This window comes from Deinococcus sp. QL22 (assembly GCF_023370075.1).
Lineage (GTDB): Bacteria > Deinococcota > Deinococci > Deinococcales > Deinococcaceae > Deinococcus.
In genome coordinates this window covers 126,644-150,096 of sequence record NZ_CP097154.1, presented here as the reverse complement: position 1 = coordinate 150,096, position 23,453 = coordinate 126,644, and the positions used below count along the sequence as shown (strand labels likewise).

Genomic DNA, 23,453 nt, shown 5'->3' with positions numbered 1-23,453 from the left:
TGGTGCGCCATTTCGATCGGAACAGAGTCCGTATGACCGCGCTCACGGCGGGTCAGCGGCTTCCGCTAAGCACTCTGGGCGTCGGCTCCAGCTTCACGGTACAGGTCAATTGCACCCTTGGCGGCACCGACATCACTGCCTTTGGCCTGAAGGATGGCCAGCTGTCCGATGACCGATACATGGTGTTTTTTAACCAGCCCAAGAGTCCAGAAGGGGCATTGGCGCTGACCGCTCAGGGCGTGGATACGGCCTTCAGCGTCAATTTGGCGGCCCTGCCCGCCGACATTACCGAGGTCTATTTCACCGCCACGCACGACACGACTCCGGTGGGCCAAGCCGGGGCTTTGTCAGTCACTTTGGGCAGCGCCACTTTCGATGTGAAGCCGCACCTGAAGGCCGAAAAAGCCGTGATGCTGGTGCGGCTGTACCGCCATCAGGGCGACTGGCGTTTGGCGACCATTGCGCAGGGATTCGACGGCGGCCTGGACGCGTTGGTGCGACATTTTGGCGGAGAAGTGGCCGAAGCTTCCGCGTCTGCTGCCCCGCCTGCTCCCGCCGCCGCCCCGGTCAACCTCAAAAAAGAGCGTCAGCGCGTACTGCTGGAAAAGGCCGAGCGCGAGCAACCGCAACTGGTGAGCCTGATCAAAGCTGCCTCCGTGAGTCTGGAAAAACGCGGCCTCGGAGAAGCGCAGTACCGGGTGAATCTGGTGCTGGACATCAGCGGCAGCATGTACGACGAGTACCGCTCCGGGTCGGTGCAGGCCCTTGCCGAGCGGGCTTTGGCACTAGCCTCGCGTCTTGACGACGATGGAGAAGTCGAAGTGTACCTGTTCGGCCTCAAGGCGCACCGCAAAGGCTCCTTGTCGCTGGGCAACGTGGCCGGATTCGTGGCCCGCATGGACATCAAGCTGGAAGGCGGCACCCATTACAGCCCAGTGATGACGCTGATCCGTGACGACGCCCGCGCGGAAGGCCACCGCCTACCCACGCTGGTGCTGTTCATCACCGATGGCGGCACGTCTAACCGCCCCGCCGTCGTCAAGCAGATGATGGAAGCTGCCCACGAGCCGATTTTCTGGAAATTCATGGGCATCGAAGCGGGCCGCGTGGACTTTGATTTTCTGGAAAAGCTGGACGACCTGAAGGGCAGGCGTGTAGACAATGCTGACTTTTTCCGCGTGCCCGCCCCTATTCGTATTCCAGACGGCGAACTTTTTGAACTGCTGGTGAATGAACTCGATTCGTGGCAACGCGACGCCAAAGCGCAAGGTATTCTGACCTGAGCCACCCCCGTTAACACTTTCTCTTACTCTGGAGGCAACACCTATGGCTATTTCACTGCAAAAAGGGCAACAGATCAGTCTGGCCAAAGAAGCTGGCCCCTCGCTGGGCGTGGTTCGCATGGGTCTCGGCTGGGACGCCATCAAGAAGAAGGGCTTTATGGGCTTTGGCGGTGGGCAAGTCGCCGTTGACCTGGACGCCAATGCCCTCCTGTTCGACGCTCAGGGCAATCTGGTGGACGCCGTGTGGTTCCGGCAACTGCAAAGCAAAGACGGCAGTATTAACCACAGCGGAGACAACCGCACAGGAGCGGGCGACGGCGACGACGAGACCATTACAGTGGATTTGGCCCGCCTGCCCGCCAGCGTTGTGACCGTCATTTTTAGCGTCAACAACTACACTGGGCAGGATTTCAATCAGGTCGAAAACGCCTACTGCCGCCTCGTGAATACGCAGGGCGAAAAAGAAATCGCCCGCTATAACCTGTCGGCGCAGGGCGGCCACAGCGCTATGATTCTGGCGAGCCTGAAACGTCAGGGCAACGACTGGACGATGACGGCCATCGGCACAACCTCACGTGGGCGCACCTACAACGACAACTTGCCCGATATGAAGCCTTACCTGTAAGCAGTTCGAGCAACCTTATTTGAACGGGCGTCCTCTGTGATGTCCGTTCTTCTCTTTGATTGCTACTCCAGTCCCGTCCCCAACATCGCCAACGGATGACGGTTCATATCTTTATAAAGCAGATATTTGCTCCAGCTTCGGCCCAATGCACCGTACCACTGAGGGCAATACGTGCCCATCCAGATCACGTCACCTGTGCCTACGGGGTAATAGGTGTCCTGCAATTTATACAAACCCTCGCCTTCCAGCATCAGCAGGCCGTGTTCCATGTAATGAATCTCGGAATAAGGGAGGCTCGCGCCGGGGGCGAAGCTCATGGTGGACATCATGAAGTCGAAGCGGGCGTCGTCGGGTAGCAGTTTGCGGGCCATCAGGTGGTCGTCGCCCTCGAAGGCGTAACCGGGATTTTCGTGCTCATTACCCCATACCACGTCCGGCGCGGCTTGCCCTACTGCGGCCTCATACGGTTTTTCAAACACGGCAAGGCGCGTGGGCTGTGTGGCGGTCAGCGTATGCGCCGTCCGTGCCGGGGCAAACACATAGTCGGACGGCCCTAGCCTGCGCGTTTCCCCGTCTATGCTCACCTCAATTTCACCGTCCAGCACGAAGGCAAAGCGTTGGTAACCGTGTGCGGATTGGTTGGCCTGCGCGCCCTGCGGCATCTCGGCAGTGAACTGCACGAAGCGGGCGCGGAGGCCGATCACCGGGGCAATATGTAGAACAATCGCGCTGCCGGGCCACTCGGCCAGCGCCGTGCGAACGAACGTTTCGGGCGTGATGACAGCGTGCGACTGTTGCAGGCTGCTGCGGGTGTGGCCGAGGTGTTTCATAGGACTCCTTGAATATGCGGTGTTAATAGCCTGCTTCTGACCTGGTTGTCAAACTGCCCATTCTGGTAAACCGCGTGGCCCCGTAGATACGTCGCTTGAACTTGGCCCCCAAACGAAGTGCCGACATACGGATTTTGCTGCCAGCGGTCATGCAAATCGGTATGTTCCAGTGTCCAGCGGTGGCCCAAATTGACCAAGGCAAAATCGGCGTCTGTGCCTATGCGGAGTTCACCTTTTTGGGGCAGATTGAACCGCCGCGCCGGGTTTAGAGCGGTCATGGCCGAAATGGCCCCCATAGCCAAACCGCGCTGCCCGTATCCATCGGTCAGCAACACATTCAGCGTACTCTGTGCGCCGCTGATGCCGCCCCACAAGGCGAAAAAGTCGTCACTGGTTTTCAAATCGGGCGGGGCGGGGGAGTGGTCGGAACCGATGATGTCTATTTCGCCGCGCAGTAAGGCAGCCCACAAGTCGTCCTGTACCGCCTGCGGGCGCAGCGGTGGCGCACACTTCAGGGCCGCCCCGATGCGTTCCACGTCTGCGTCGGTGAAATGCAGGTAATGGGGGCAAGTTTCGGTGCTCACGTCCACGCCCCGCGCTTTGGCTTCGACGGCCAAGGCCACCGCCTGCCCGCTGCTGAGGTGAACCAAGTGCAGCGGCGCATCCAACTCCTGCGCGTAGAGCAGGGCGCGTTGTACAGCTTCCAGTTCCGTTACCACCGGGCGCGAATTCAGATAGTCGCGGGCCGAGGAAGCCCCCCCAGCGCGGGCCAACTCGGTCAGGCGGCGCGTAAAGCCGTCGCTCTCGGCGTGGGTGGCGAGGGGGAGGCCGAGGCGCTTGGCGGCCTTCAGGCCCTCGTACAGCGTCACGTCATCCACCGCCGGAAATTCATCCAGCCCGCTGTGACTCATAAACGCCTTGAATCCGATGACGCCCGCCCCCGCCAGTTCGTCCATCTGGTCTACATTTTGGGGAGTCAGGCCACCCCACAGTCCAAAATCCAGCAGCGATTTGGCCTCGGCTACGGCGCGTTTGGCTTCAAACGTGGCCGCGTCCAGCACCGGGGGCGAGGAATTGAGTGGCATATCGAAAAAACTGGTGGCTCCGCCCGCTGCCAGTGCCCGCGTGCCGGTCTCGAAGCCTTCCCAGTGGGTGCGTCCCGGCTCGTTCAAGTGCACATGAGCGTCCAGTCCGCCGGGAAACAGGTGCAGGCCGGACGCGTCCAGCGTATGCGCGGCCCCGTCCAGAAGCTCATCGGCAAGGGCAACGATTTGCCCGCCTTCCACCGCGAAATCTGCCCGACGTTCGCCCTGTGCCGTGACGAGGGTGCCGCCCCGAACGATCAGATCAAAGCCCATGCTTGCCCCCTGTGCTGCCAGATTGCGCCGCCAGCAGATGCAAGAAGCGCTCGCCTAGCGCCAAAGCATCGGTTACATCTTCTGCTAACACTGCCTCGTCGGGGTGGTGGCTCAGGCCGCCCGGCGAGCGCACGAACAGCATGGCAGAGGGCATCCGGGCGGCCATCACCATCGCGTCATGGCCCGCACCGCTCACGAGTTCGGGGTGCGGCAAACCCACGTCTGACGCCGCCTGATGCAGCAGCGCCCGAAACTGCAGGTGCATCGGCGTGGCCTGAACTTCCATTTTCGGCATGACCGTCACCGTGACGCCGCGCTCACTGGCAAATTGTTTAGCCGAATCCAGCAGTTCCGGCAACGCCGCCAACCGTACCTCGTCGTGGGCGTGGCGGATGTCGAGCGAACAGCGCACCTCGCCGGGAATCACGTTGCCAGCACCGGGCTTCACGTCCATCATGCCGACTGTGGCGACCAATCCGGGTGTGCTGCGTGCCAACTCCTCGGCGGCCACCACGAAGCGGGCGGCGGCGGCCAAAGCGTCCCGTCGCAGCGGCATCGGCGTGGTTCCGGCGTGCGAGGCTCGGCCCGTAAAGGTCAAGTCAAGTCGGCTCTGTCCCGCAATCGCTTCTACAATTCCGACGCTCTGGCCCGCCGCTTCCAGCACTGGCCCCTGCTCGATATGAATTTCAAAGAATCCCAGCGTCTCCCCGATGATTTCGGCAGATGGCAAGGCCTCGGCATCCAACCCGAATTCGGTCAGTGCATCGCGCAAAGTTTGGCTGCCTGCGTCGCGTAAATCCAACATCGGCCCCGCCGTTCCCAACAGTGCCAGACTGCCAAAAAACGACGCACCGTAACGCACGCCTTCCTCCTCCGAAAAGCCCTGAACCTCCAGCGCAAACGGCAACCGCGTACCGCTCAACGTTTCCACCAGCGCGAACCCCAGTACCACGCCCAGAATGCCGTCATAGGCTCCGGCGTTCGGCACGGTGTCCAGATGCGATCCCAGATACAGCGTGGGCGCGTTCGGCTCAGTTCCTTCCCAGCGGCAGCGCAGGTTTCCGGCGGCGTCCACACGGCTGGTCATGCCCAAGCGCCGGGCCCAATCCTCCAGAAAGGCGTGAACATCATGCATGGGTGGTGTCAGAAACAGGCGCGTGATGCTGCCGGGCGTGGTGGTGAATCCGGCCAGCGTGTGGCAGGCGTCCAGTACGGTCTGGGTCAGGTCTGGTTGGGTGGTGGTCATGCTGAGCCCTCCATTAATTGCTGTGCTGCACGGGGGAAATAGGGAATGCAGATTTCGTTCAAGACCAGATGATCGAGGAATCTGGCTTCTGGCGCAGAATCATCGACTTGGGCGCGGCGTTCTTGCAGATATCGCTCCGGCGTCAGGCGTTCGCCCCCTTCCATTTCTGCGCCGCAGCTCACCCACTGCCACAGTTGGGCGCGGGCCAGTTCTGCGGTGGCAGTGTCCTCGATTCGGCCCCCACGCACCAGCACACCACTTCCCACATACCATGCCTTAAATACATCTAGCGCCAGTCCAATCGTGTCCTGCACAGTCTCTAGCGGCAGCGGACGGGCGGCGGGTAGATTTAGCAACCGCTCCCGCGTGCGCTCTGGCAATTCGGGGGGCAGCGGCTCGGCGCTTCTGCCCTCAAAGCCTGCCCGCACCGCGCCCAGCAGTTGCGGAAGTCCAGCCCAGGCTGCTGTGAACCCCTGCATGGCTTCGCGGCGTTTGTCAGCCTGCACAGTGTCCAGCGTGGATTGCGGGTTGGCTGCATCGGGCGCAACGGCGGCGCTTCCGCCAATCGCCGCTGCGTTACGGCGCTGGCACACGCGAACCAAGGCTTCGGCATAGGCCCGCATCGCGTCCACGTCCATGCCCAACTCGGCGCGGGGCGGCATGGCCGCACTTTTTTTTCCCACAAATTTGGTCAAACTGAAGACGTAGTCCCAGCGCCCCGCGTTCAGGCCGTAGGCTCGCCCGCGCAGGACGTACAGCAGGGCGTCGGCGTGCAGCACACCTGAAAACGTCTCTATTTGCAGGCACACCCGGATAGAATTGGGGGCCAACTCCAGTTCCGTTTCGGCCAATGCCAGCGCGTCTTCCCAAAATTTCGCCTCGGCCACCGTTTCCAGCTTGGGAATATACAGGTGAAGCGGTTGCTGGGGGCGCGCCGCCACAGTGGCGGCCAGATCGCACAGGCTGGCGATTCCGGGGCCGTCAAAGTTCAGCCCTTCCTCCACCGCATACAACGCACGGGGCCGCGCCAGCAGCGGTTTTTCGGTTTGGGTGGCCCAAGCCAGAGCGTCATAAGCCGCCTGCACATTGGCCTGCGTGGGGGCAAACGTGTCGTCAAAATCGATCACCACCGCGTCTGCATCCGAAGCCAAAGCTTGCCGCAGTGCGTGCACATCCGAGGCCTCCACGATCAGTTCGGCGCGGCGGCCCAGCAAGTCGGCGGGAATTGGCGCGGCGGTGTATTCGGGCGGCAGAGGCGACTCAGTGTTGATAGGAAGTGCGTCCCAGCGGGCACGCAGCGCGGTATGCAGGCGCGAGGCCAACTGGTGCGCCAGTGGTGAAAGTCGGATGGATTCGGCTGGAATTGGACTGGGCGGAGTCATGAGGCTTCCTTGGCAGAGTTCTGAGAAAAGAGAGGAGAGCGGGGAGCTTTGGCCCCAGCCTATCAACCCGCAAGACAGATGGACTCCAGATATTTAGGCGTCTAGGTTTCTGCTCCTGTTTCTGAACTGGGCCTATGCTGAGGCCGTCATGCCAGCGCCCATTGCCGATCCCCGCGCCCTGCTGGACGCCACCTACCGCGCGGCACTGCGGGCCACCGACGCAGGCGACCTGGTGCGGACGCGGTTGCTTCAACCCGGTTCCACGCCCCCGGTCCTTATCGCCGCATTCGGCAAAGCCAGCCTGCGGATGCTGGACGCGACTCTGTCAGTCTTTCCAGAATCGCGGTTTCTAGCCCTCGCGCCAGACGGCCTGCACATCAGCCCAGCCGTGCAATCCGCTCTGAATCGGGGTCAAGGCGAACTCCACTTCGCCCGCCATCCTGTTCCCGATGAACGAGGTGTGCTTGGGGCGAGGCGGTTGCTGGAACGGGTAAACGGGTTGCAGCCTGGCGCAGAACTCCTGGTCTTGGTTTCAGGCGGCGGAAGTGCGCTGCTGTGTGCGCCCTGGGGCGTGACGTTAGAGCAAAAGCAGGCGTTGACGCAGGATTTACTGGCATCTGGCGCAAGCATTCATGACCTGAATACCGTTCGCAAACACCTCTCCCGTGTCAAGGGCGGGCAGTTGGCGCAGGCGGCTCTGGGGCGCGGCGCGTCCGTCACCGCCCTCCTCCTCTCCGATGTGATCGGGGATGATCCCAGCGTCATCGCGTCCGGCCCCACCGTGCCCGATTTGACAACGTTTGCCGACGCATTGGCCGTGCTGGACAGATTTGGTCTGGGTCATCCGGCAGCGCGGGAGCATCTGCAACGCGGCATAAACGGAAAATTGCCTGACACGCCCAAATCCGGCCCCGCTTTTGCCCGCGTTCACACAGAAGTCATCGGCTCCAATCGCCTGCTTCTGAATGCGGCGGCGGCTCACCTGGAATCTCAAGGCGTGCGGGCCGTCATTCTAGGCGATTCCTTCGGTGGCGAGGCCCGCGACCTGGCCGCCCTCCATGCCGCCATTGTTCGTGGCGTGTATGGGTCTGGCACGTCTGCTCCGCCTCCAGTAGCCCTGATTTCCGGTGGAGAAGCTACCGTCACACTCGGCCTACATCCGGGCGTCGGTGGGCGAAATCAGGAATTTGCGTTGACCCTGCTGCTGGAATTGGAAGGCCGGAACCGGAATCTCTGGGGCTTGTCGGCAGGTTCGGACGGGATAGACGGGGCGTCTGCCGCAGCCGGGGCTTTCCTCAGCCCAGACAGCCTTCAGCGGGCGCGGGCGCTGGGCCTCAATCCTGCCGTCGCCCTGTACCGTCACGATTCCGGCTCCTTCTTCTCCGCTCTGGGCGACGCCCTGAACACTGGCCCTACTGGACAAAACTTGAATGACTTGCGCGTGCTGCTGGCTCTCTAGTATTTACAGTGGAATAACAAAGTAAGCGGTTATCCACAGGGAGGGCTCACTTGCATTCCCTCCAGCGCCGTCCTACAGTGACTTCAGAGCTTCGTTACACCCCAGACGGCTGTTCTGCATGGATAACCAGCCGTCCGCTCCGAGCTTTCCAGCCCTGTGCGTCAACCATGCGTTTGCCCCCTCCGTGCAGGACTACGGGAGGCGGCAGACGCACGCTGACCACCGGGCTTTTCTCGTGTTCACCCCATTGCCTCACGCGCTTTTGTGCCACCCTTTCAGACATCAGGAGGCCCATCCATGCCCAAACTGCATACTCTAGAATTGACCATCAACGGGCGGCCCCAGACCGCGCCGGATGTGCGCCCACACACTACCTTGCTGAACTGGCTGCGCGATCAGGGTTTAACGGGCTGCAAAGAAGGCTGCGCGGAGGGCGAGTGCGGGGCCTGCGCGGTGCTGGTGGCGCGGCCTGACGAACACGGCGGCACGCGGCTGGAATCGGTGAATGCCTGCCTTGTCCTGATGGGGAGTCTGGCAGGGCAGGAAGTGGTGACGGCGGAAGGGCTGGGGCGTCCGGGTGTGCTTCATCCCGTGCAGCACGAGTTAGCGGTGCGCGGTGGCTCGCAATGTGGCTACTGCACCCCCGGCTTTGTGGTCAGCATGGCCGCCGAATATTACCGGCCAGAACGCGCTGCGGGTGACGCACATCACGGCCCGAATGGATTCGACATTCATGCGCTGAGTGGGAACCTCTGCCGCTGCACCGGCTACCGCCCCATTCAGGACGCGGCTTACGCCCTCGCTCCGCCCGCTGAGGCCGACGCACTCGCCCAGCGCCGTACCCAAGCGCCGCCCATGCCCCAGCCCACGCATCTCAGCAGCCCAGACGGCGACTTTCACCGCCCCGCTACTTTGGCCGAAGCTGTGGCGTTGCTGGCCGCTCACCCCGACGCCAAAGTGCTAGCGGGCGGCACCGATTGGGGTGTGGAGGTGAATTTGCGCCATGCCCGCGCAGGCGTGACCATCGCGGTAGACAGGCTGCCGGAACTCCGCACGCTGACCGGTACCGACCACTATGTAGAACTTGGCGCGGGCCTGAACCTGTCGGAACTGGAGCGGCGCCTGGGCGACCAGATTCCGCTGCTGCGCGAGTGGTTTCCGCACTTTGCCTCGCGCCTGATCCGCAACAGTGCCACGCTGGGCGGCAATCTGGGCACTGCTTCGCCCATCGGAGACAGCCCGCCCGTGCTGCTGGCGCTGGATGCGGGCGTGGTAGTGGTGGGGCCAGATGGTGAACGCGAAGTGCCGCTGGCCGACTATTTCACGGGTTACCGCCAGACGGTGCGTCTTCCTGGCGAACTGATCCGCGCCGTCCGAATTCCGCTACCACTTGCACCTATCGCGGGTTTTTTCAAGATTGCCAAACGCCGCTTCGACGATATTTCCAGTGTGGCGGTAGGGATTGCGCTGGAACTGGAAGGCCAAACGGTGCGCCGTGTTCGCATCGGCTTGGGTGGAGTGGCCGCCACGCCCATTCGCGGACTGAAGGCTGAAGCTGCGCTGACTGGTCAAATCTGGAACGAACAAAATGTGCGCCAAGCCGCCAAACTCCTCGGCACCGAGGGCACGCCGCTGGACGATCACCGCGCTTCGGCCGCTTACCGCGCCGCCATGCTGGAGCAGACCTTGCTGAAGTTCTACTTTGAACGAACGGCGCAGCGTCAGGAGGTGCCTGTATGAGCCTGTTCGAACGTCCGCCGCTGGGTGCAGTAGGCGACTCCGTACCGCACGAAAGCGCCGACCTGCACGTCACTGGGCACGCGCTGTACACCGATGACCTCGGCGTGCGGCTGCAAGGGCTGCTTCATGCCTGGCCCCTGCAAGCGCCCCATGCCCACGCCCGAATCCTGAGGCTCGACACCGCGCCCGCCCTGAGCGTTCCCGGTGTGGTACGCGTCCTGACCGCCGCCGACGTGCCGGGCGTCAACGATGCGGGCGTGAAGCACGACGAACCGTTGTTTCCTGAGGAAGTCATGTTTCACGGTCACGCGGTCTGCTGGGTTCTGGCCGACAGCGTGGACGCGGCGCGGCTTGGATCGGAAGCCATACTTGTTGAATACGAAGTCCTGCCCGCCCTCCTGACCATCTCCGAAGCAGTCTCAGCCGAGAGTTTTCAGGGGTCGCAGCCCACCCTACGCCGGGGCGACGTGTCGCTGGGCTTTGGGGAAGCCGCACATATCTTCGAGGGTGAATTCGAGTTTGGCGGCCAGGAGCATTTTTATCTGGAAACCAACGCCGCGCTTGCCTACACCGACGAATCGGGCCAGATGTTCATTCAGTGCAGCACCCAGCATCCCACTGAAACACAGGAAATCGTGGCGCATGTGCTGGGCCTGACTTCCAGCCAGGTGACCGTACAATGCCTGCGGATGGGCGGCGGCTTTGGCGGCAAAGAGATGCAGCCACACGGCTTCGCGGCCATTGCCGCACTGGGCGCGACCCTCACCGGAAGGCCCGTGCGCCTCCGCCTGAACCGCACCCAGGACCTGACCATGACCGGCAAACGCCATCCTTTTCATGCCCGCTGGAAGGTGGGTTTTGACGCATCAGGCCGCCTGAATGCCCTGCAAGCCGTCTTAAGCAGCGACGGCGGCTGGAGCCTCGACCTCTCCGAACCCGTGCTGGCCCGCGCCCTGTGCCACATCGACAACGCCTATTACATCCCACATGTGGAGGTACTGGGCCGAATCTGCAAGACCAATAAAACGTCCCAGACAGCTTTCCGGGGCTTTGGCGGGCCACAGGGCATGCTGGTCATCGAAGATATTCTGGGCCGCTGTTCGCCGCTGCTGGGGCTAGACCCTGCCGACCTGCGCCAGCGCAACTTTTACGCGCCCGGAGAAGCCACACCCTACGGCCAGCCCGTGCGCCACGCCGAACGGCTGCAAACGGTGTGGCAAACGTTGCTGCATAAGAGCGATTTCGCCGCCCGACAAGCCGAGATTGGGGCCTTCAATGCAACCCATCCACACACCAAACGCGGCCTCGCCATCACGCCCGTCAAGTTCGGAATTTCCTTCAATTTCACGGCCTACAACCAGGCGGGGGCACTCGTTCATGTCTACAAAGACGGCTCCGTCCTGATCAATCACGGCGGTACCGAAATGGGGCAGGGGCTGCACACCAAGATGATTCAGGTAGCGGCGACGGCGCTGGGCGTCCCCCTGAAGTGTGTGCGACTTGCTCCAACCCGCACCGACAAAGTGCCGAATACCTCCGCGACGGCGGCCAGTTCCGGGGCCGACCTGAACGGCGGGGCCATCAAAGATGCCTGCGACCAGATCAAGGAGCGCCTCGCGGCGGTGGCGGCAGGTGCGCTGGGCGTGCATCCCAACGATGTTCGCTTCGAGAATGGCCGGGTCTATCCGCTGGGCCACCCCGATCAAGGCCTCGATTTTGCCAAGCTCGTCCACGACGCCTACCACCTCCGCACCCAACTCTGGGCGGCGGGCTACTACCGCACGCCGGGCCTGCACTGGGATCGGGCGGCCATGCAAGGCGAGCCGTTCAAATATTTCTCTTATGGCGCGTCAGTGTCAGAAGTGGAAGTGGACGGCTTTACGGGCGCTTACCGCCTGCTCCGCGCCGACCTGCTGCACGATGTGGGCGATAGCCTTTCTCCCCTGATCGATATAGGACAAGTGGAGGGCGGATTCGTGCAGGGCGCTGGCTGGCTGACCTTAGAGGAGTTGCGCTGGGATACGAGTAACGGGCCGCACCGGGGCCGCCTCGCCACCCAGTCGGCCAGCACCTACAAGCTGCCCAGCTTTTCCGAGATGCCCGAAATCTTTAACGTGGCCCTGCTGGAACAGGCCACCGAAGACGGGGTGGTCTACGGTTCCAAGGCAGTCGGAGAGCCGCCCCTGATGCTGGCGATCAGCGTGCGAGAAGCTCTGCGCCAGGCCGCCGCTGCCTTTGGCCCCAGTGGACGCGCCCAACAACTCGCCAGCCCCGCTACCCCCGAAGCCGTGTTCTGGGCACTAAAAGAAGCCCGGCAGGAACGGACAGAAGCGGAAGGAGTGGCGGCGGATGACTAGTGGGGGTGTGGGAAAAGCAAAAGCACCAGCCTCACAGTTTCTACCTGTCCACCCATCGATCCGAACGCCCCTATCCGTGTGAGGCCGTCGTCCACGCAGTAGGCCGGCCAATTCCAGCTCAAAGACAACTGGCAATTCCACTTCAAGAGAGGGATTGGGCCGAGTGTGGACGTGACAAGATCAATCCTGCCTAGTGCAACGACAAATTCCCCTGAACCCTTTGGGGCTGGGGGTGGGGGAGGCAAACGTGGGAGTTCCCAAGAAAACCATCCTCAATGCCCAACCAAGGAACCCAAATTGAACTGGCTCGCCGCCCTCCAATACCTGACCGACTCCCAAGAACCCGGCGTCCTGATTACCATCGCCGCTGTGCGTGGTCATGCCCCGCGTGAGGCTGGAGCCAAAATGGTGGTCAGCCGGAGCGAAACGTGGGACAGCGTGGGCGGCGGCAACCTGGAAGCCACCGCCGTAGCCCGCGCCCGCACCCTGATTCGCACCAGCGCCCAAGCCCCCGAACTCCTGACCTCGCGCCTGACCGACACTGCCCCCAACGAATATGGCCGCCAGTGCTGCGGCGGTGAGGTAACGCTACTGCTAGAGCCGTTGGCAACGGTGCGCCCCCACATCGCCCTATTCGGCATTGGGCATGTGGGGCTAGAACTTGCGCTGATCCTGTCGCGGCTGCCTGTGCATCTGCACCTCACCGATTCGCGGGCGGCGCAACTGGCCCCCGAACGGCTTGCAGGACTGGCGGCGGGCGCATCTACCGTTCACCTTCATCCCGTTCCGATTCCAGAACTGACCCTGCCCGACCTTCCCGCCGGAAGTCACATCGTCGTCATGACCCACGACCACGCCGAAGACGCCGCCCTGTGTGACGCGGCCCTGCGCCGCCCCGATCTGGGATGGATTGGGCTGATCGGCTCCAGTGTCAAATGGATTCGGTTCCGCGAGCAACTGAAGGCGGTGGGACATAGCGAAGTCGACTTGACGCGCATCACCACGCCCATTGGCCTGCCCGGAATCCGGGGCAAAACGCCCGCCGTGATCGCAGTCAGTGTGGCGGCCCAACTCGTGGAGGTGTTGGAAACCCACACATTTCCTGCTTTCCAGAAGGATTCTGTTGCTTTACAGACCAGTCAAGAAACCGCTGACTAATCCTCCATTCCACCAAATCCGTCCTTCTTCCCATTCGCTGTACTCAAGAAAAATCCGAACCTGAATGAATTTTTTCGGAATACCCCCAAAGGATTTCATGACCCTCTACCGCGCCACTTTTCTGCACACGCCTGCCAATCCCTTCCACTCCGATCAAGCCCTGCGCACCGAAGACGATGGCGGCCTGCTCGTCCAGAACGGCCAGATCATTCAGAGCGGCAGTTTTGCCACCGTTCGCGCCGCCTTTCCCGACGCCCCAGTAGAAGACCTGCGCGGCGGCCTGCTGCTCCCCGGATTCATAGACACCCACGTGCATTACCCGCAGGTTCGCGTGATTGGCGGGTTGGGGTTGCCGCTACTGGAATGGCTGGACACCATCACCCTGCCCGAAGAGGCCAAATTTGGCAATGATGCCTACGCCGCCGCCATTGCCCGCGAATTCGTGTCAGGCCTGACTAGCAACGGCACGACCACTGCCCTGATCTTCGGCTCCCATTTTGCCAGCGCCGTCGATATTTTGTTTCAGGAAGCCAGTCGGGTGGGGCTGCGGGCGGTGGCGGGGCAGGTCGTCTCTGACCGGATGCTGCGCCCAGAACTGCATACCACGCCTTCGCTGGCCTACACGGAAGGAAAGGCCTTGATAGAGCGTTGGCATGGGCAGGGAAGGAATCTCTACGCGGTCACACCGCGATTCTCCTTATCTGCCTCAGAAGGAATTTTGGACGCCTGTGCCGGGCTGATGGCCGAGTTCCCCGACGTCTGCTTTACCAGCCACATCAACGAAAACGGGCGCGAAATTCAAACTGTGCGCGATCTGTTTCCCAGTAGCCGCGATTATCTGGACACCTACGAACGCGCCGGACTGGTCACGCGCCGCACCGTGCTGGCCCACAGCGTTCACCCCACAGACCGGGAACTGGGCGCAATGGCCGAACACCGCTGCACCGCCGCACATTGCCCATGCAGCAATTCGGCGTTGGGGAGCGGAAGGTTCCCGCTGGGGCGTCATCTCGCGGCGGGCGTTCACGTGTCCCTTGGCACCGATGTGGGCGGCGGCACGGGCTTTTCTATGCTCAAGGAGGGCTTGCAGGCCCATTTCATGCAGCAGCTGATGGGGCCAGCCGGCGTACCGCTCTCACCCGCACACTTGCTGTACCTCACCACCCGCGCCGGGGCCGAAGCCCTCGATCTAGACGGCCAAATCGGAGATTTCAGCGCAGGCAAAAGCTTTGACGCCGTGTACTTTCGCCCGCCAGAAGGCAGCATCATGCACACCGTGTTGGCCCATGCCTCCAGCACCGAACGCGCTCTGGCCTCCCTGTTCGCGGGCGGCACACAAAGCGACGTAGCGCGGGTATGGATCGGCGGTGACTCGGTGTATGCCCGTTCCCCACAGCCGCAAAAAAATCCCCAGCTTAGGCAGCTGGAGATGTGAGGGGCCGTGTAGGTTTGCTTTAGTCCGCAGATTGGGCGCTGACCGGTGCCGCACCCTCTACTTTGGTGCGTCCACGTGAGGCTTGTCCGCCTTTGCGTCCAGCAGCACGCGCTTCTTCGGAAGTAAATTGGTGGGCGTTGCCGCTGGCATGGGCCGCCTGGCCGCCTTTACTGGCAATTTCGCGCTGCTTTTGAGGATCCATCCGGGCAAAGCCGCGCCCACTTCCACTCTTCACACCATTTTTATCACTGTTGCTGGTCATGTCACGCCTCCGGACAAATCATTTGCACTATGGAGCAGATGCTTCCGCTCTCTAGGGCCGAGTCTGCCGCGTTTGGCGTGCTCACCCTACCCATCTCACTAAAGGCTCGACAGTAGAAAATGTTTGCCTTACGTGAATTTAATAAAGGATAATTAATTTTCTACTCATATTAAGAAAGACATAGGGGTCTTTCTCATTGTATGGGCCGCTCTTTAGTCTATCGGCTCGGCTTCAGCGACTCCTCTGCTGGGCAGCGGTGGATTAAACATAACCTGATGTAATGTCTTCGATCTTTTTGTGGCTTCGGCGGCCAAGGCCAGAAGTTGCTGTGCCTCAGCGGGTGCACTGATCTGGAGGCTCTCTCCAGTCCGCTGGAGCAGCAGTCTCTTTTCTTCCAAAATTCTGAGAGTCTGCCAGAAAGATTTTTCGACGCTCTCCGTCACTTCGTCAAGCAGCGCGGCGGGGCTATAGGCGTGACCGGTGTGGCAGCGGTAGCGAATCAGGTTGCCCTCGTGAATTTGAAGCAGGCTGCCGTGACATTCCGGGCAGGTCAGGGGAATGGGCGTGCCCAGACCCATTACGCCAAGGTCAAAACCGTTTCTCTCGGCAGCGATCTGAATTTCTACATTGATCCGCTTCAATTCGTCTTCCACGTCTTTCACTTCGATTCCACCAGCACCGGTTTCAGTGGCTGCCGTTAACTCTATCAATGAGGCGGCCAGCTCAGATAAAGGCTGCACCATGTCCACCTCTACCTGCCGAATCGCGTTCAGCGGCATGTCCTCGTATCCAGCCTCTTGCGGGCGCTGCACAATGGTCGTTCCGCCCAGCCGCCCCACCGTCCACAGCCCGGAGGTTCCGTCATCAAGCATCCCCGACAGCACCACGCCCACCACACGCGGCCCGTAAGTGTACGCCGCTGAGCGAAACATGGCGTCTACCGAAGGCCGGAAGCGGTTTTCCTTCGGCCCCTTTTTGACCAGCATCCGGCCAGCTTCTAGCAGCAAATGATGGTCGGGTGGGGCGACATATACCCGTCCGGCACGGATGGCCTCGCCGTCTTGGGCATGTTCGGCAGGCAGCGCCCCGGCACGGCTAAAAATTTCGGGGAGGTAGCTGGGGCTGTAGGACGGAATGTGCAGCACCACGAAGATGGGGGCCGGAAAATTGGCTGGCAAATAAGAAAGCAGTTGCCGCACGGCTTCCACGCCGCCCGCTGACGCGCCGATCACGATGATGCGTTGATGGTCATTGCCTGCAAAAGGTCTTGCTTGGTCGCCAGAGTGGGACACCAGAGCCAAATCATCTGGAAGAATCATGGCCTGAGAGTAGGGTTTTGCTGCCCTGTAGTGAAGTCTGATTAAGCCTTTACCCGTGCTGCCCCGGCTCTTTGGGAAAGGCCACCCAAATGCTCGCGCCCTCCCCCTCTTTGCCCTCGGCCCACACACGCCCGCCGTGCCGCAGGGCGATGCGCCGTACCAGCGCCAGTCCCAGCCCTAATCCCTCCATTTCGCCGTCCGTGTGTAGGCGCTGAAAAATCCCAAAAATCCGGTCTTTGTGCCGCATGTTGAAGCCCCGGCCATTGTCGCGGACACAGATCAAGTGTTCGCGCTCGTTTTCCTGTGTGCTGATCCGCACGTGGGTTGGCTTGTCTACCGAACTGAACTTGACGGCGTTGTTCAGCAATTGCGAAAACAGCAGGTGTAGCGTGCGGCTATCGCCGTAAATAGTGGGCAACGGATCCTGGGACAAACTAACTTGGCGGCCCTGCAATTCACTCTTCATGCTTTTGCGGACATCCGCCATGACGCGTTCCAGGCTGACCGGAAAAAAGCGGGCGCGCTGGCGGCCAGCCTTAAAATAGGTGTGGAGTGCGCCGACCAGTTCATTGAGATGATGGACTCCAGCCAGTACTTCTTGCAAATCGTGCCCGCCTTGTGGCCCCTCGGCGGTGGCCAATTCGTGCAGTTTGCTGGCGTGGACATTAATTTGCCGAATCGGAACGCGCAGGTCTTGCGTCACCGACTGCACCAACGCCTCCAATTCATCATTCAGTTCCTGAATTTGTGCGGCGCGGGCCTGTGCCCGTTCTTCCAGCGTGGCGTTCAGCAGCGATATGGCTTCCTGCGCCTCTTTCAGCGGCGTAATGTCGATAACGGCGGCGCGAGCGTGCTGCAGTGCGCCGTCTGGGGTCTGCCTGTCCAGGGTCTGTATATCTGAGGATTGCGTCGCGACCGCATCTATTTGGGCATGGAACGCTTGCCCATCTTGGCGCACCAGCGTCAGTTCTACTCGGCACGGCAAGCGGGTTTCAAAAACGCGCCGCAAAAACACAGCAAAATGGGAGCGGAAGCTTTCCTGTACGAAAACAGGCAACCGCCGTCCGTTCAGCCGCTCGCGGGTCAGCCCCAACTGGCTACAACCGGTTTGATTAACTTCCAACACCACGCCGCTTCGGTCAAGGGTGAAATATCCCAGTGGGGCCAATTCGAACAGTTCTATGTACTTGTTGCGCGTCAGTTCAAGTTCCAGATTGGTCTGGCGTAGTTGCTCGTTTTGAAGCTCCAGCTCTATTTGATGAACGTGTAATTCGTGTTCCTGAGCCTGAGCGTAGTGCTTAAGTGACGCTGGATCACTGGGCAACTCGTCAAGCTCATAGGGGGAAGACGCACGCAACTGGCGCTCTGCCTCTCGGCGCAGCGCCGGATCAAGCTGTTCCTTTCCGGCGTCTGCCCCTTCGTCAGATGTATGCATTCCCCCTCCCCCATGTACGTCCATAATTCAAGGTTCTGTTCACCATCAGGCCAGCCAAATCAGCGATTGTGGCGGTTGTTGCGCTCGCCCGCCACACTAGATCAACACAACCGTCATCTATTCTCCATCCTATTCCTAAATCTGTAGATATGCGACAAGTGGTGTTCTACCGCTGTCCAGAGTCGTTTTGTATGGACTATACGCCAGCTTTTTACCTCCAACAGACACAGAAGCGTTCAGAGCCTCAAACAGAAGTGTGGATTTATTCATATTGGTGGTTTCCTGTAGAGCTTGTTGAGCCTATGTTCGCGGCCTTCCTCTGGAATTGAGCTTAACTGAGCGCTCGACCTATCTGCATTTAGAGAACAGTTGTAATCAACACAACCTTCGGAATATTTAAGTCCCTTAAGCGTCAGCTACCTGCTGTGTTCCAAACAACCGATCCATGAGGATAAAACATTTTCCTGACCAAAGTGTCAATTGGCGCAACCCTAAGTGACTGCGAATTTCGACAATTCAAGGAACCTACCTTTTGATCAGTAATGCAGCCTAATCGTTGGCATCATGCTCGTCAGTCATGCTCGAGCCTTCTGCCAATGCACGGTTCACGATGTTGGTGATGTCTTCAAGCATAAGTAAAATCAGTTCTGTCTTGCCGTCTTCACTGACCAAATGGCGGGCGTTGAATTTATATTTCCGCATGCTTTGCAGTGGCAAATTCAGGTCGGCTACAAAATCAACGACAGCCGGGCTGCCCAGGGTCAATTTCCGCAAAACGGAAATAAGGTCTGGAATATCCAGGACGCCATCAGCAAGGTCTTCCAACGCCTCGCCCATCAGTTGAAACCAGGGCACCTTCAAGAGTTCTACGAGGGGCCGATTGACCGTATGCACTTTCAGTTGCGGGTCAAGTACCATCACCGGATCAGGCAAAGAGTTGATCATGGCTTTGGCGTACAGCAGAGATTCCTCAAGCTGCCGCTCAAGCTGTTTAAGGGAAACAATATTGGTAAATACGATGACTACACCATCAATGAAATTATCAAATGTTCGGTAGGGCGTAATTCTCATCAGATACCATATGCCCTCTTTGGTTTGCACCTCGGTCTGATACGCGGTCAGATTTTCCAAAACTTCTTTGATGTCCCGCATAAAATGCTCGTAATTTAGATTGACGAAAATATCTCCGATAGGCCGCCCGGCGTCGGAAGGAATAAGGCTTATAATAGATGTAATTTTTGGAGTGAAGCGTTTAACACGCAGTGTATTGTCCAAGAATACTGTGGCAATGCCCAGACTATCCAACAAATTTTTGATATCATCATTGGCCTGTGCAAGGTCGCTGATCATCATTTGATGTTCAGAGTTGATCGTAATAAGTTCTTCGTTTAAGGACTGCAATTCTTCTTTTGAGGTCATCAACTCTTCATTGGCACTTTGCAGTTCTTCATTTGTAGTTTGCAGTTCCTCGTTGGCACTTCTCGACTGTTCCAAAGAAATTTCGCTTTCCTCAAGCGTCACCTGCAGGTGCTCACGGGTGATTCTCAGTTCCCGTTCCAGTTCGGCCAATTGGCCGGTTGGCCCGTTCAATTCCATGGTGTCCAGCAAATTAGAAGACGGCAGTGTCGGCGCGGCAAACACGATGAGCAGCAGGTTTTTAAGGGCGGGTGCAGTGACGATAGGATGCACGATCAGGTCGAAGATCAGTGTTCCTTCGCCGACCAACAGGCGAATATTGCGGTGAATGACTTCTCGCTGGTCGCTGACGGCAATGCGGAGGGCCGCCGCCAATTCGTAGCGCAGGCCGGAGCGGGCCATATCCACCACGTTCACGTTCGCGCTGAGGCCGGGCTGCCCCGCCGGAAGCTCTAAATACGGCCCCGTGTGCCCGCTGACATACTGAATATTCCCCGTTTCATCGACCACCACTGCCGGAGGTGCCCATTGGTTGAGCAGCAGGTTTTGCACGGTGCTCGGCAGATCAGGCTCACCCTTGCTGCGCCGAACCTTGGCATGTTCTCGCTGCGTGGCCACCGACAGGGTCATGTTGGTCGCAGACAGTCCAGCCAGTCCCCGGCCCAGATGAATTGGCCCCGATGAGCCGGGATTGCGCTGAAAGATTTTCCAGCGGGTTTCCAGGGTAGAAAACAGGTTGCGAACCTGACCAATAGTTTCCGATGGCCCCAAAAAGAGCAGGCCATGCGGCTTGAGGGCGTAGTGAAACAGGGGAATGAGCTGCTTTTGCAGGTCGTTACCCAGATAAATCAGCATGTTGCGGCAGGTCAATACATCCAGGCGCGTAAAGGGTGGATCACCAAAAGTACTGTGCTGAGTAAAAATAATCATGTCGCGCAGGCTCGGTTTGACTTTGTAGCCGTGCGTATGCCGTACAAAAAACCGTTCCAGCCTCTCCTCGGACACCGTGTAACTGATATCCAGGGGATAGAACCCCTCGCGGCCCCGATCAAGCGAGTGCTCGTCTATGTCCGAGGCAAAAATCTGAATCTTCATGATGCCGCCCAGGCCTTCATCCATCAGTTCGCACAGCACCATGGCAACTGAGTAGGCTTCTTCGCCTGTCGAGCAGCCCACCACCCACACCCGGAAGGTGTCGGCACTCTGAATATCGTTGCGGGGACGGTTGATCAAGCTGTGGCGCAGATGTTCAGTTAGGCGCTCAAAGGCTTCTGGGTCTCTGAAAAAGCTGGTGACATTAATAACGAGATCTCGCGCCAGGGCCACCACTTCTTCCTTGTTGTCTTGCAAATGCCGCAGATAATCGGCGAATTCCATGATCTGATTGCCTTTCATCCGGCGCTCTATTCGGCGCACGATGGTGTTCTTCTTGTACTGCGAGAAATCTTGCCCAGTGTGCTTGCGGATCAGGAGCAAGATTTTATAGAGGGTCGCTCCCGCCTTGATCTCCCCGTTTTCGTCGATCAGCATGCCCATCTGCACCATCGGCACGCCGTGCACGAGGTCGTACAGGTAGCTCGCGAGTTCGGTAGCCGGAAGCACTTGATCGGCCAGCCCGGTCGCCACGGCATTTTCGGGCATGGCTGGATACTGCGCGCTGATAGGGTCTTGCACCAGCACCCGGCCCAGATTGTCGTGGATAGATTGCAGGCCCCGGCTGCCGTCTGCGCCCATGCCAGACAGCACCACGGCCACCGCCTGCTCGCCCTGATCGCGGGCCAAACTTTCAAAAAACCGGTCTATGGGCGTCGGACTCGGATCGGCATCATCTAACAGCAGTTGCCCGCGCAACAGGCTTAGGCTTTTGCCGGGCGGCACCACGTACACATGGCCCGGTTGGGTGATCATGCCGTCTTTAATCTGTACCACCGGCATCGGGGTGCAGCGTTGCAGCAATTCCGGCATGACGCCCTTGTGGTGTGGATCCAGGTGCGGCACGACCAAAAAAGTCATTCCGGCTCCGCTGGGCATTCCGCTAAAAAACCGTTCGTAGCCGTCTAGTGCGCCTGCCGAACCGCCAATGCCAACCATCCATAGGGGTGAAGCTGGAGAATCACTGGGTGAAGTCATGGACATGCTCCTCGAAACTGGGAAAAAATAGGTTGAAGAACATAGTGGGTCGGGAACACAGTAGCTGGGGAACACAGCCGCGAACTCCACTGTACAGCTTGTTCAGACCGCTTGTTCAGTAGGCTTGTCTTGCTGTGTGATGTGTTGTAGACGTGTGCTCCGGGAGCGTTAGACAAAAATTTGATCTGACTTCCGCCAGTTTAATCCCTCGCTTTCCCTCAATTCAGACATAGGCCTTCTTTGTTCTGAACCGTGTCATACGTTGTGGGTGCTATACGCTTGTCTAAGCAGAAGAGGTACTTAAAAACCTATGCTGTCACCAACGGTAGATGGCCCAGATTCCAACTGATCGGGCGGTCTTGCACATCGGCGCTGACTTCTGTTTGCACCGAAACCACCAACGCGCCCAAATCGACCAATCCCAATCTCAGCGGTTAGCGAGAAGTCCGCGACAAGTCCAGCAGGGCGTCAATCAGGGTATTCATGCGCCTCGCCGCCTGATCGATGACGCCGAGATAGCGGCTCACTTTGGGCTCTAAGGTGCTGCCCAACTCCTTCCGGAGCAGATCGTTAAAGCTGGCGATGTGCCGTATGGGGGTACGACACCGAATAGGCGAACGCCTCCACCTCTTTGTTGGCGGCTCCCAGCGCTTGTGTGCGGACATCCAGAGCGGCCCGCTGCGCCGTCAATTGCCGCGCTTGCTCGGCGCGTTCGGCGGCCAGCCCCAGCCCCGACACAATGGTTTCCACTACCGCTTTGTCTACGGTTGTCCACGTTCGCTGACCAAACAGAACCACGGCCAGCACGCCTACCAGGGTTTCATTCGGCAGCAACGGCAACGTGGCAACGGCGTGAATATGCTGCACCACTTCCGGCAGCGTATCCAGCTCATGCTGGTACACATCTTGGTAAAACGGCTGGCGGGTACTCCACGGTGTTATAAGGGTGGGAATTTCCATCGGAAAGCCTGCCTTCACCAACTGCTCTAGGTCGGGGTCACCAAAATCCCCTGACACCGATTTCAGCTGCCACAGGTCGCCTTCCAGCTCGTAATAGTCCACGTAGCCTGACGGCACCAGACTCAGCGCGATGTCTTGGGCGCGGCGCACGAGTGGGTGGCGCTCGGTTTCAAACATCAGGTCACGCGAGAGTTGGGCCACCGCTTACAGCGCGGCGTTGCGGCTCTCGACCTCGGCTTTTTGGGCTTGCAGATGCCGCGCCTGCACTGCCCGTTCCAGGGCAAGGCCCAGCGTATTCGCCGCCCGCCTCAGCAACTCCTGCTGCTGCCACGCGCCGCATTCCTCCTGCCGCCACGCCACCAAAAAGCCGCCAAACGTGCGGTCGGGCAGACAGATCGGCTCCATGGCCCCGGCTAGGGCTGGAAACGCTGCGATGGTGCCCGGCTCGGCGCGTTAATTGTTCAGATAAACACCGTGCCCGGTTTGGGCCACCCGGTGTAACATCGGCGCTTCACTCAGCTTCAGGCCGGGGCGCATCATGAACTTGACGATGGCGTCGGGCGTATCGCCCCAGAGCGGGGGCAGGCGAATCTGGTCGTCTTCCAGGCGCACCACCAACATGCTCTGGGCCGATGCGTGGCAATGCCAACCCCGCCACCTCCTCCGGCGTGGTGGCCCATTGCAGGGCTTCTCCCAACACCGCCAACACCTCGGCTTGCTGGCGGGCGCGGTCAAGTTGGTGGGTGCGGCGGCCCAATTCGGCCACTTCCTCGGCCCGCTCCAGCGCCAGCTTCAGGCTGCGGCTGACGGCCCGGATTAGAGCCTGATCCTGGTCACGCCAGGGTGTGGTGTTCTTGAGGCCAAACAGGAGCAAATGCCGAATGTTGCCGCCCACCGCTAGCGGATAGCCTGCTGCCGTGCCGTAGGACTCATCTGTTCCGGGTTCCAATCCCCCGTAAAAAAATCCGGTGTCTGAAGCGAGGGTACTCTGAATCAGGGGCGTACTGGTCGGCAGTCCAGCCACCACTGTTTCGAGGCTGCCGCCCGCCACATCTTCA

The 23,453-nt window shown here is 59.9% G+C and carries 19 protein-coding genes; 7 read left to right on the top strand and 12 right to left on the bottom strand.

Translation table 11 applies throughout. The features are described from left to right. The first annotated feature begins 32 nt into the window (after positions 1-32). A complete protein-coding gene (locus M1R55_RS27205; protein ID WP_249396141.1) occupies positions 33-1,283 on the top strand; it encodes a VWA domain-containing protein in 1,251 nt (416 codons plus the stop codon). 43 nt (positions 1,284-1,326) lie between these two features. Beyond that, positions 1,327-1,908 (top strand): TerD family protein, encoded by a 582-nt coding sequence (locus M1R55_RS27200; RefSeq protein WP_249396140.1) that lies wholly within the window; start codon positions 1,327-1,329, stop codon positions 1,906-1,908. Between the two features lie 62 nt (positions 1,909-1,970). On the opposite strand, the gene allE is transcribed toward M1R55_RS27200, so the two are convergent. From allE to M1R55_RS27180, 4 genes are read right to left on the bottom strand one after another with little or no spacing between them, the layout of a single operon-like run. Continuing rightward, entirely contained in the window at positions 1,971-2,738 is a 768-nt protein-coding gene (gene allE / locus M1R55_RS27195; protein ID WP_249396139.1) for a (S)-ureidoglycine aminohydrolase, read from the bottom strand. Next, a complete protein-coding gene (locus tag M1R55_RS27190) occupies positions 2,735-4,096 on the bottom strand; it encodes an allantoinase (protein WP_249396138.1) in 1,362 nt (453 codons plus the stop codon). Before M1R55_RS27190 ends, allE begins: the two co-directional genes overlap by 4 nt. Beyond that, positions 4,086-5,342: an allantoate amidohydrolase gene (locus M1R55_RS27185; protein WP_249396137.1), complete on the bottom strand. Its 1,257-nt coding sequence runs from the start codon at positions 5,340-5,342 to the stop codon at positions 4,086-4,088. Before M1R55_RS27185 ends, M1R55_RS27190 begins: the two co-directional genes overlap by 11 nt. Further along, the gene (locus M1R55_RS27180) at positions 5,339-6,724 is read right to left on the bottom strand and encodes a malate synthase A (RefSeq protein WP_249396136.1); all 1,386 of its coding nucleotides are present in this window, start codon (positions 6,722-6,724) and stop codon (positions 5,339-5,341) included. The genes M1R55_RS27185 and M1R55_RS27180 overlap by 4 nt, the downstream gene beginning before the upstream one ends. Before the next feature lie 148 nt (positions 6,725-6,872). Between M1R55_RS27180 and M1R55_RS27175 the strand changes: the two genes are divergently transcribed. The 5 genes from M1R55_RS27175 to guaD all read left to right on the top strand — a co-directional run bounded on the left by M1R55_RS27175 (position 6,873) and on the right by guaD (position 14,873). After that, a complete protein-coding gene (locus tag M1R55_RS27175) occupies positions 6,873-8,183 on the top strand; it encodes a glycerate kinase (protein ID WP_249396135.1) in 1,311 nt (436 codons plus the stop codon). A gap of 297 nt (positions 8,184-8,480) precedes the next feature. Continuing rightward, a complete protein-coding gene (locus tag M1R55_RS27170) occupies positions 8,481-9,923 on the top strand; it encodes a xanthine dehydrogenase small subunit (RefSeq protein ID WP_249396134.1) in 1,443 nt (480 codons plus the stop codon). After that, positions 9,920-12,280: a xanthine dehydrogenase molybdopterin binding subunit gene (xdhB, locus tag M1R55_RS27165; protein ID WP_249396359.1), complete on the top strand. Its 2,361-nt coding sequence runs from the start codon at positions 9,920-9,922 to the stop codon at positions 12,278-12,280. Before M1R55_RS27170 ends, xdhB begins: the two co-directional genes overlap by 4 nt. Before the next feature lie 297 nt (positions 12,281-12,577). After that, positions 12,578-13,438 carry a xanthine dehydrogenase accessory protein XdhC gene (gene xdhC / locus M1R55_RS27160; RefSeq protein ID WP_249396358.1) on the top strand — a complete coding sequence of 287 codons (861 nt, stop codon included), beginning with the start codon at positions 12,578-12,580 and terminating at the stop codon, positions 13,436-13,438. Positions 13,439-13,535: 97 nt separating this feature from the next. Further along, entirely contained in the window at positions 13,536-14,873 is a 1,338-nt protein-coding gene (gene guaD, locus M1R55_RS27155) for a guanine deaminase (RefSeq protein ID WP_249396357.1), read from the top strand. Positions 14,874-14,892: 19 nt separating this feature from the next. Here guaD and M1R55_RS27150 read toward each other — a convergent pair whose 3' ends face one another. The 8 genes from M1R55_RS27150 to M1R55_RS27115 all read right to left on the bottom strand — a co-directional run bounded on the left by M1R55_RS27150 (position 14,893) and on the right by M1R55_RS27115 (position 23,446). Continuing rightward, positions 14,893-15,135: a KGG domain-containing protein gene (locus tag M1R55_RS27150; protein ID WP_249396356.1), complete on the bottom strand. Its 243-nt coding sequence runs from the start codon at positions 15,133-15,135 to the stop codon at positions 14,893-14,895. A 212-nt stretch (positions 15,136-15,347) separates the two neighbouring features. Then, positions 15,348-16,454, bottom strand: coding sequence for a chemotaxis protein CheB (locus M1R55_RS27145; protein ID WP_249396355.1), 1,107 nt, complete (start codon positions 16,452-16,454; stop codon positions 15,348-15,350). 49 nt (positions 16,455-16,503) lie between these two features. Beyond that, the gene (locus M1R55_RS27140) at positions 16,504-17,889 is read right to left on the bottom strand and encodes an ATP-binding protein (RefSeq protein ID WP_249396354.1); all 1,386 of its coding nucleotides are present in this window, start codon (positions 17,887-17,889) and stop codon (positions 16,504-16,506) included. Positions 17,890-18,438: 549 nt separating this feature from the next. Then, positions 18,439-21,435, bottom strand: coding sequence for a CheR family methyltransferase (locus M1R55_RS27135; protein ID WP_249396353.1), 2,997 nt, complete (start codon positions 21,433-21,435; stop codon positions 18,439-18,441). Between the two features lie 434 nt (positions 21,436-21,869). After that, positions 21,870-22,100 carry a histidine kinase dimerization/phospho-acceptor domain-containing protein gene (locus M1R55_RS27130; protein WP_249396352.1) on the bottom strand — a complete coding sequence of 77 codons (231 nt, stop codon included), beginning with the start codon at positions 22,098-22,100 and terminating at the stop codon, positions 21,870-21,872. After that, entirely contained in the window at positions 22,006-22,596 is a 591-nt protein-coding gene (locus tag M1R55_RS27125; RefSeq protein WP_249396351.1) for a hypothetical protein, read from the bottom strand. The genes M1R55_RS27130 and M1R55_RS27125 overlap by 95 nt, the downstream gene beginning before the upstream one ends. Positions 22,597-22,599: 3 nt before the next feature. After that, complete coding sequence (locus tag M1R55_RS27120) at positions 22,600-22,800, bottom strand: hypothetical protein (protein WP_249396350.1); 201 nt, start codon at positions 22,798-22,800, stop codon at positions 22,600-22,602. Positions 22,801-22,906: 106 nt separating this feature from the next. Further along, positions 22,907-23,446 carry a hypothetical protein gene (locus M1R55_RS27115; protein ID WP_249396349.1) on the bottom strand — a complete coding sequence of 180 codons (540 nt, stop codon included), beginning with the start codon at positions 23,444-23,446 and terminating at the stop codon, positions 22,907-22,909. Between the last annotated feature and the right edge of the window lie 7 nt (positions 23,447-23,453).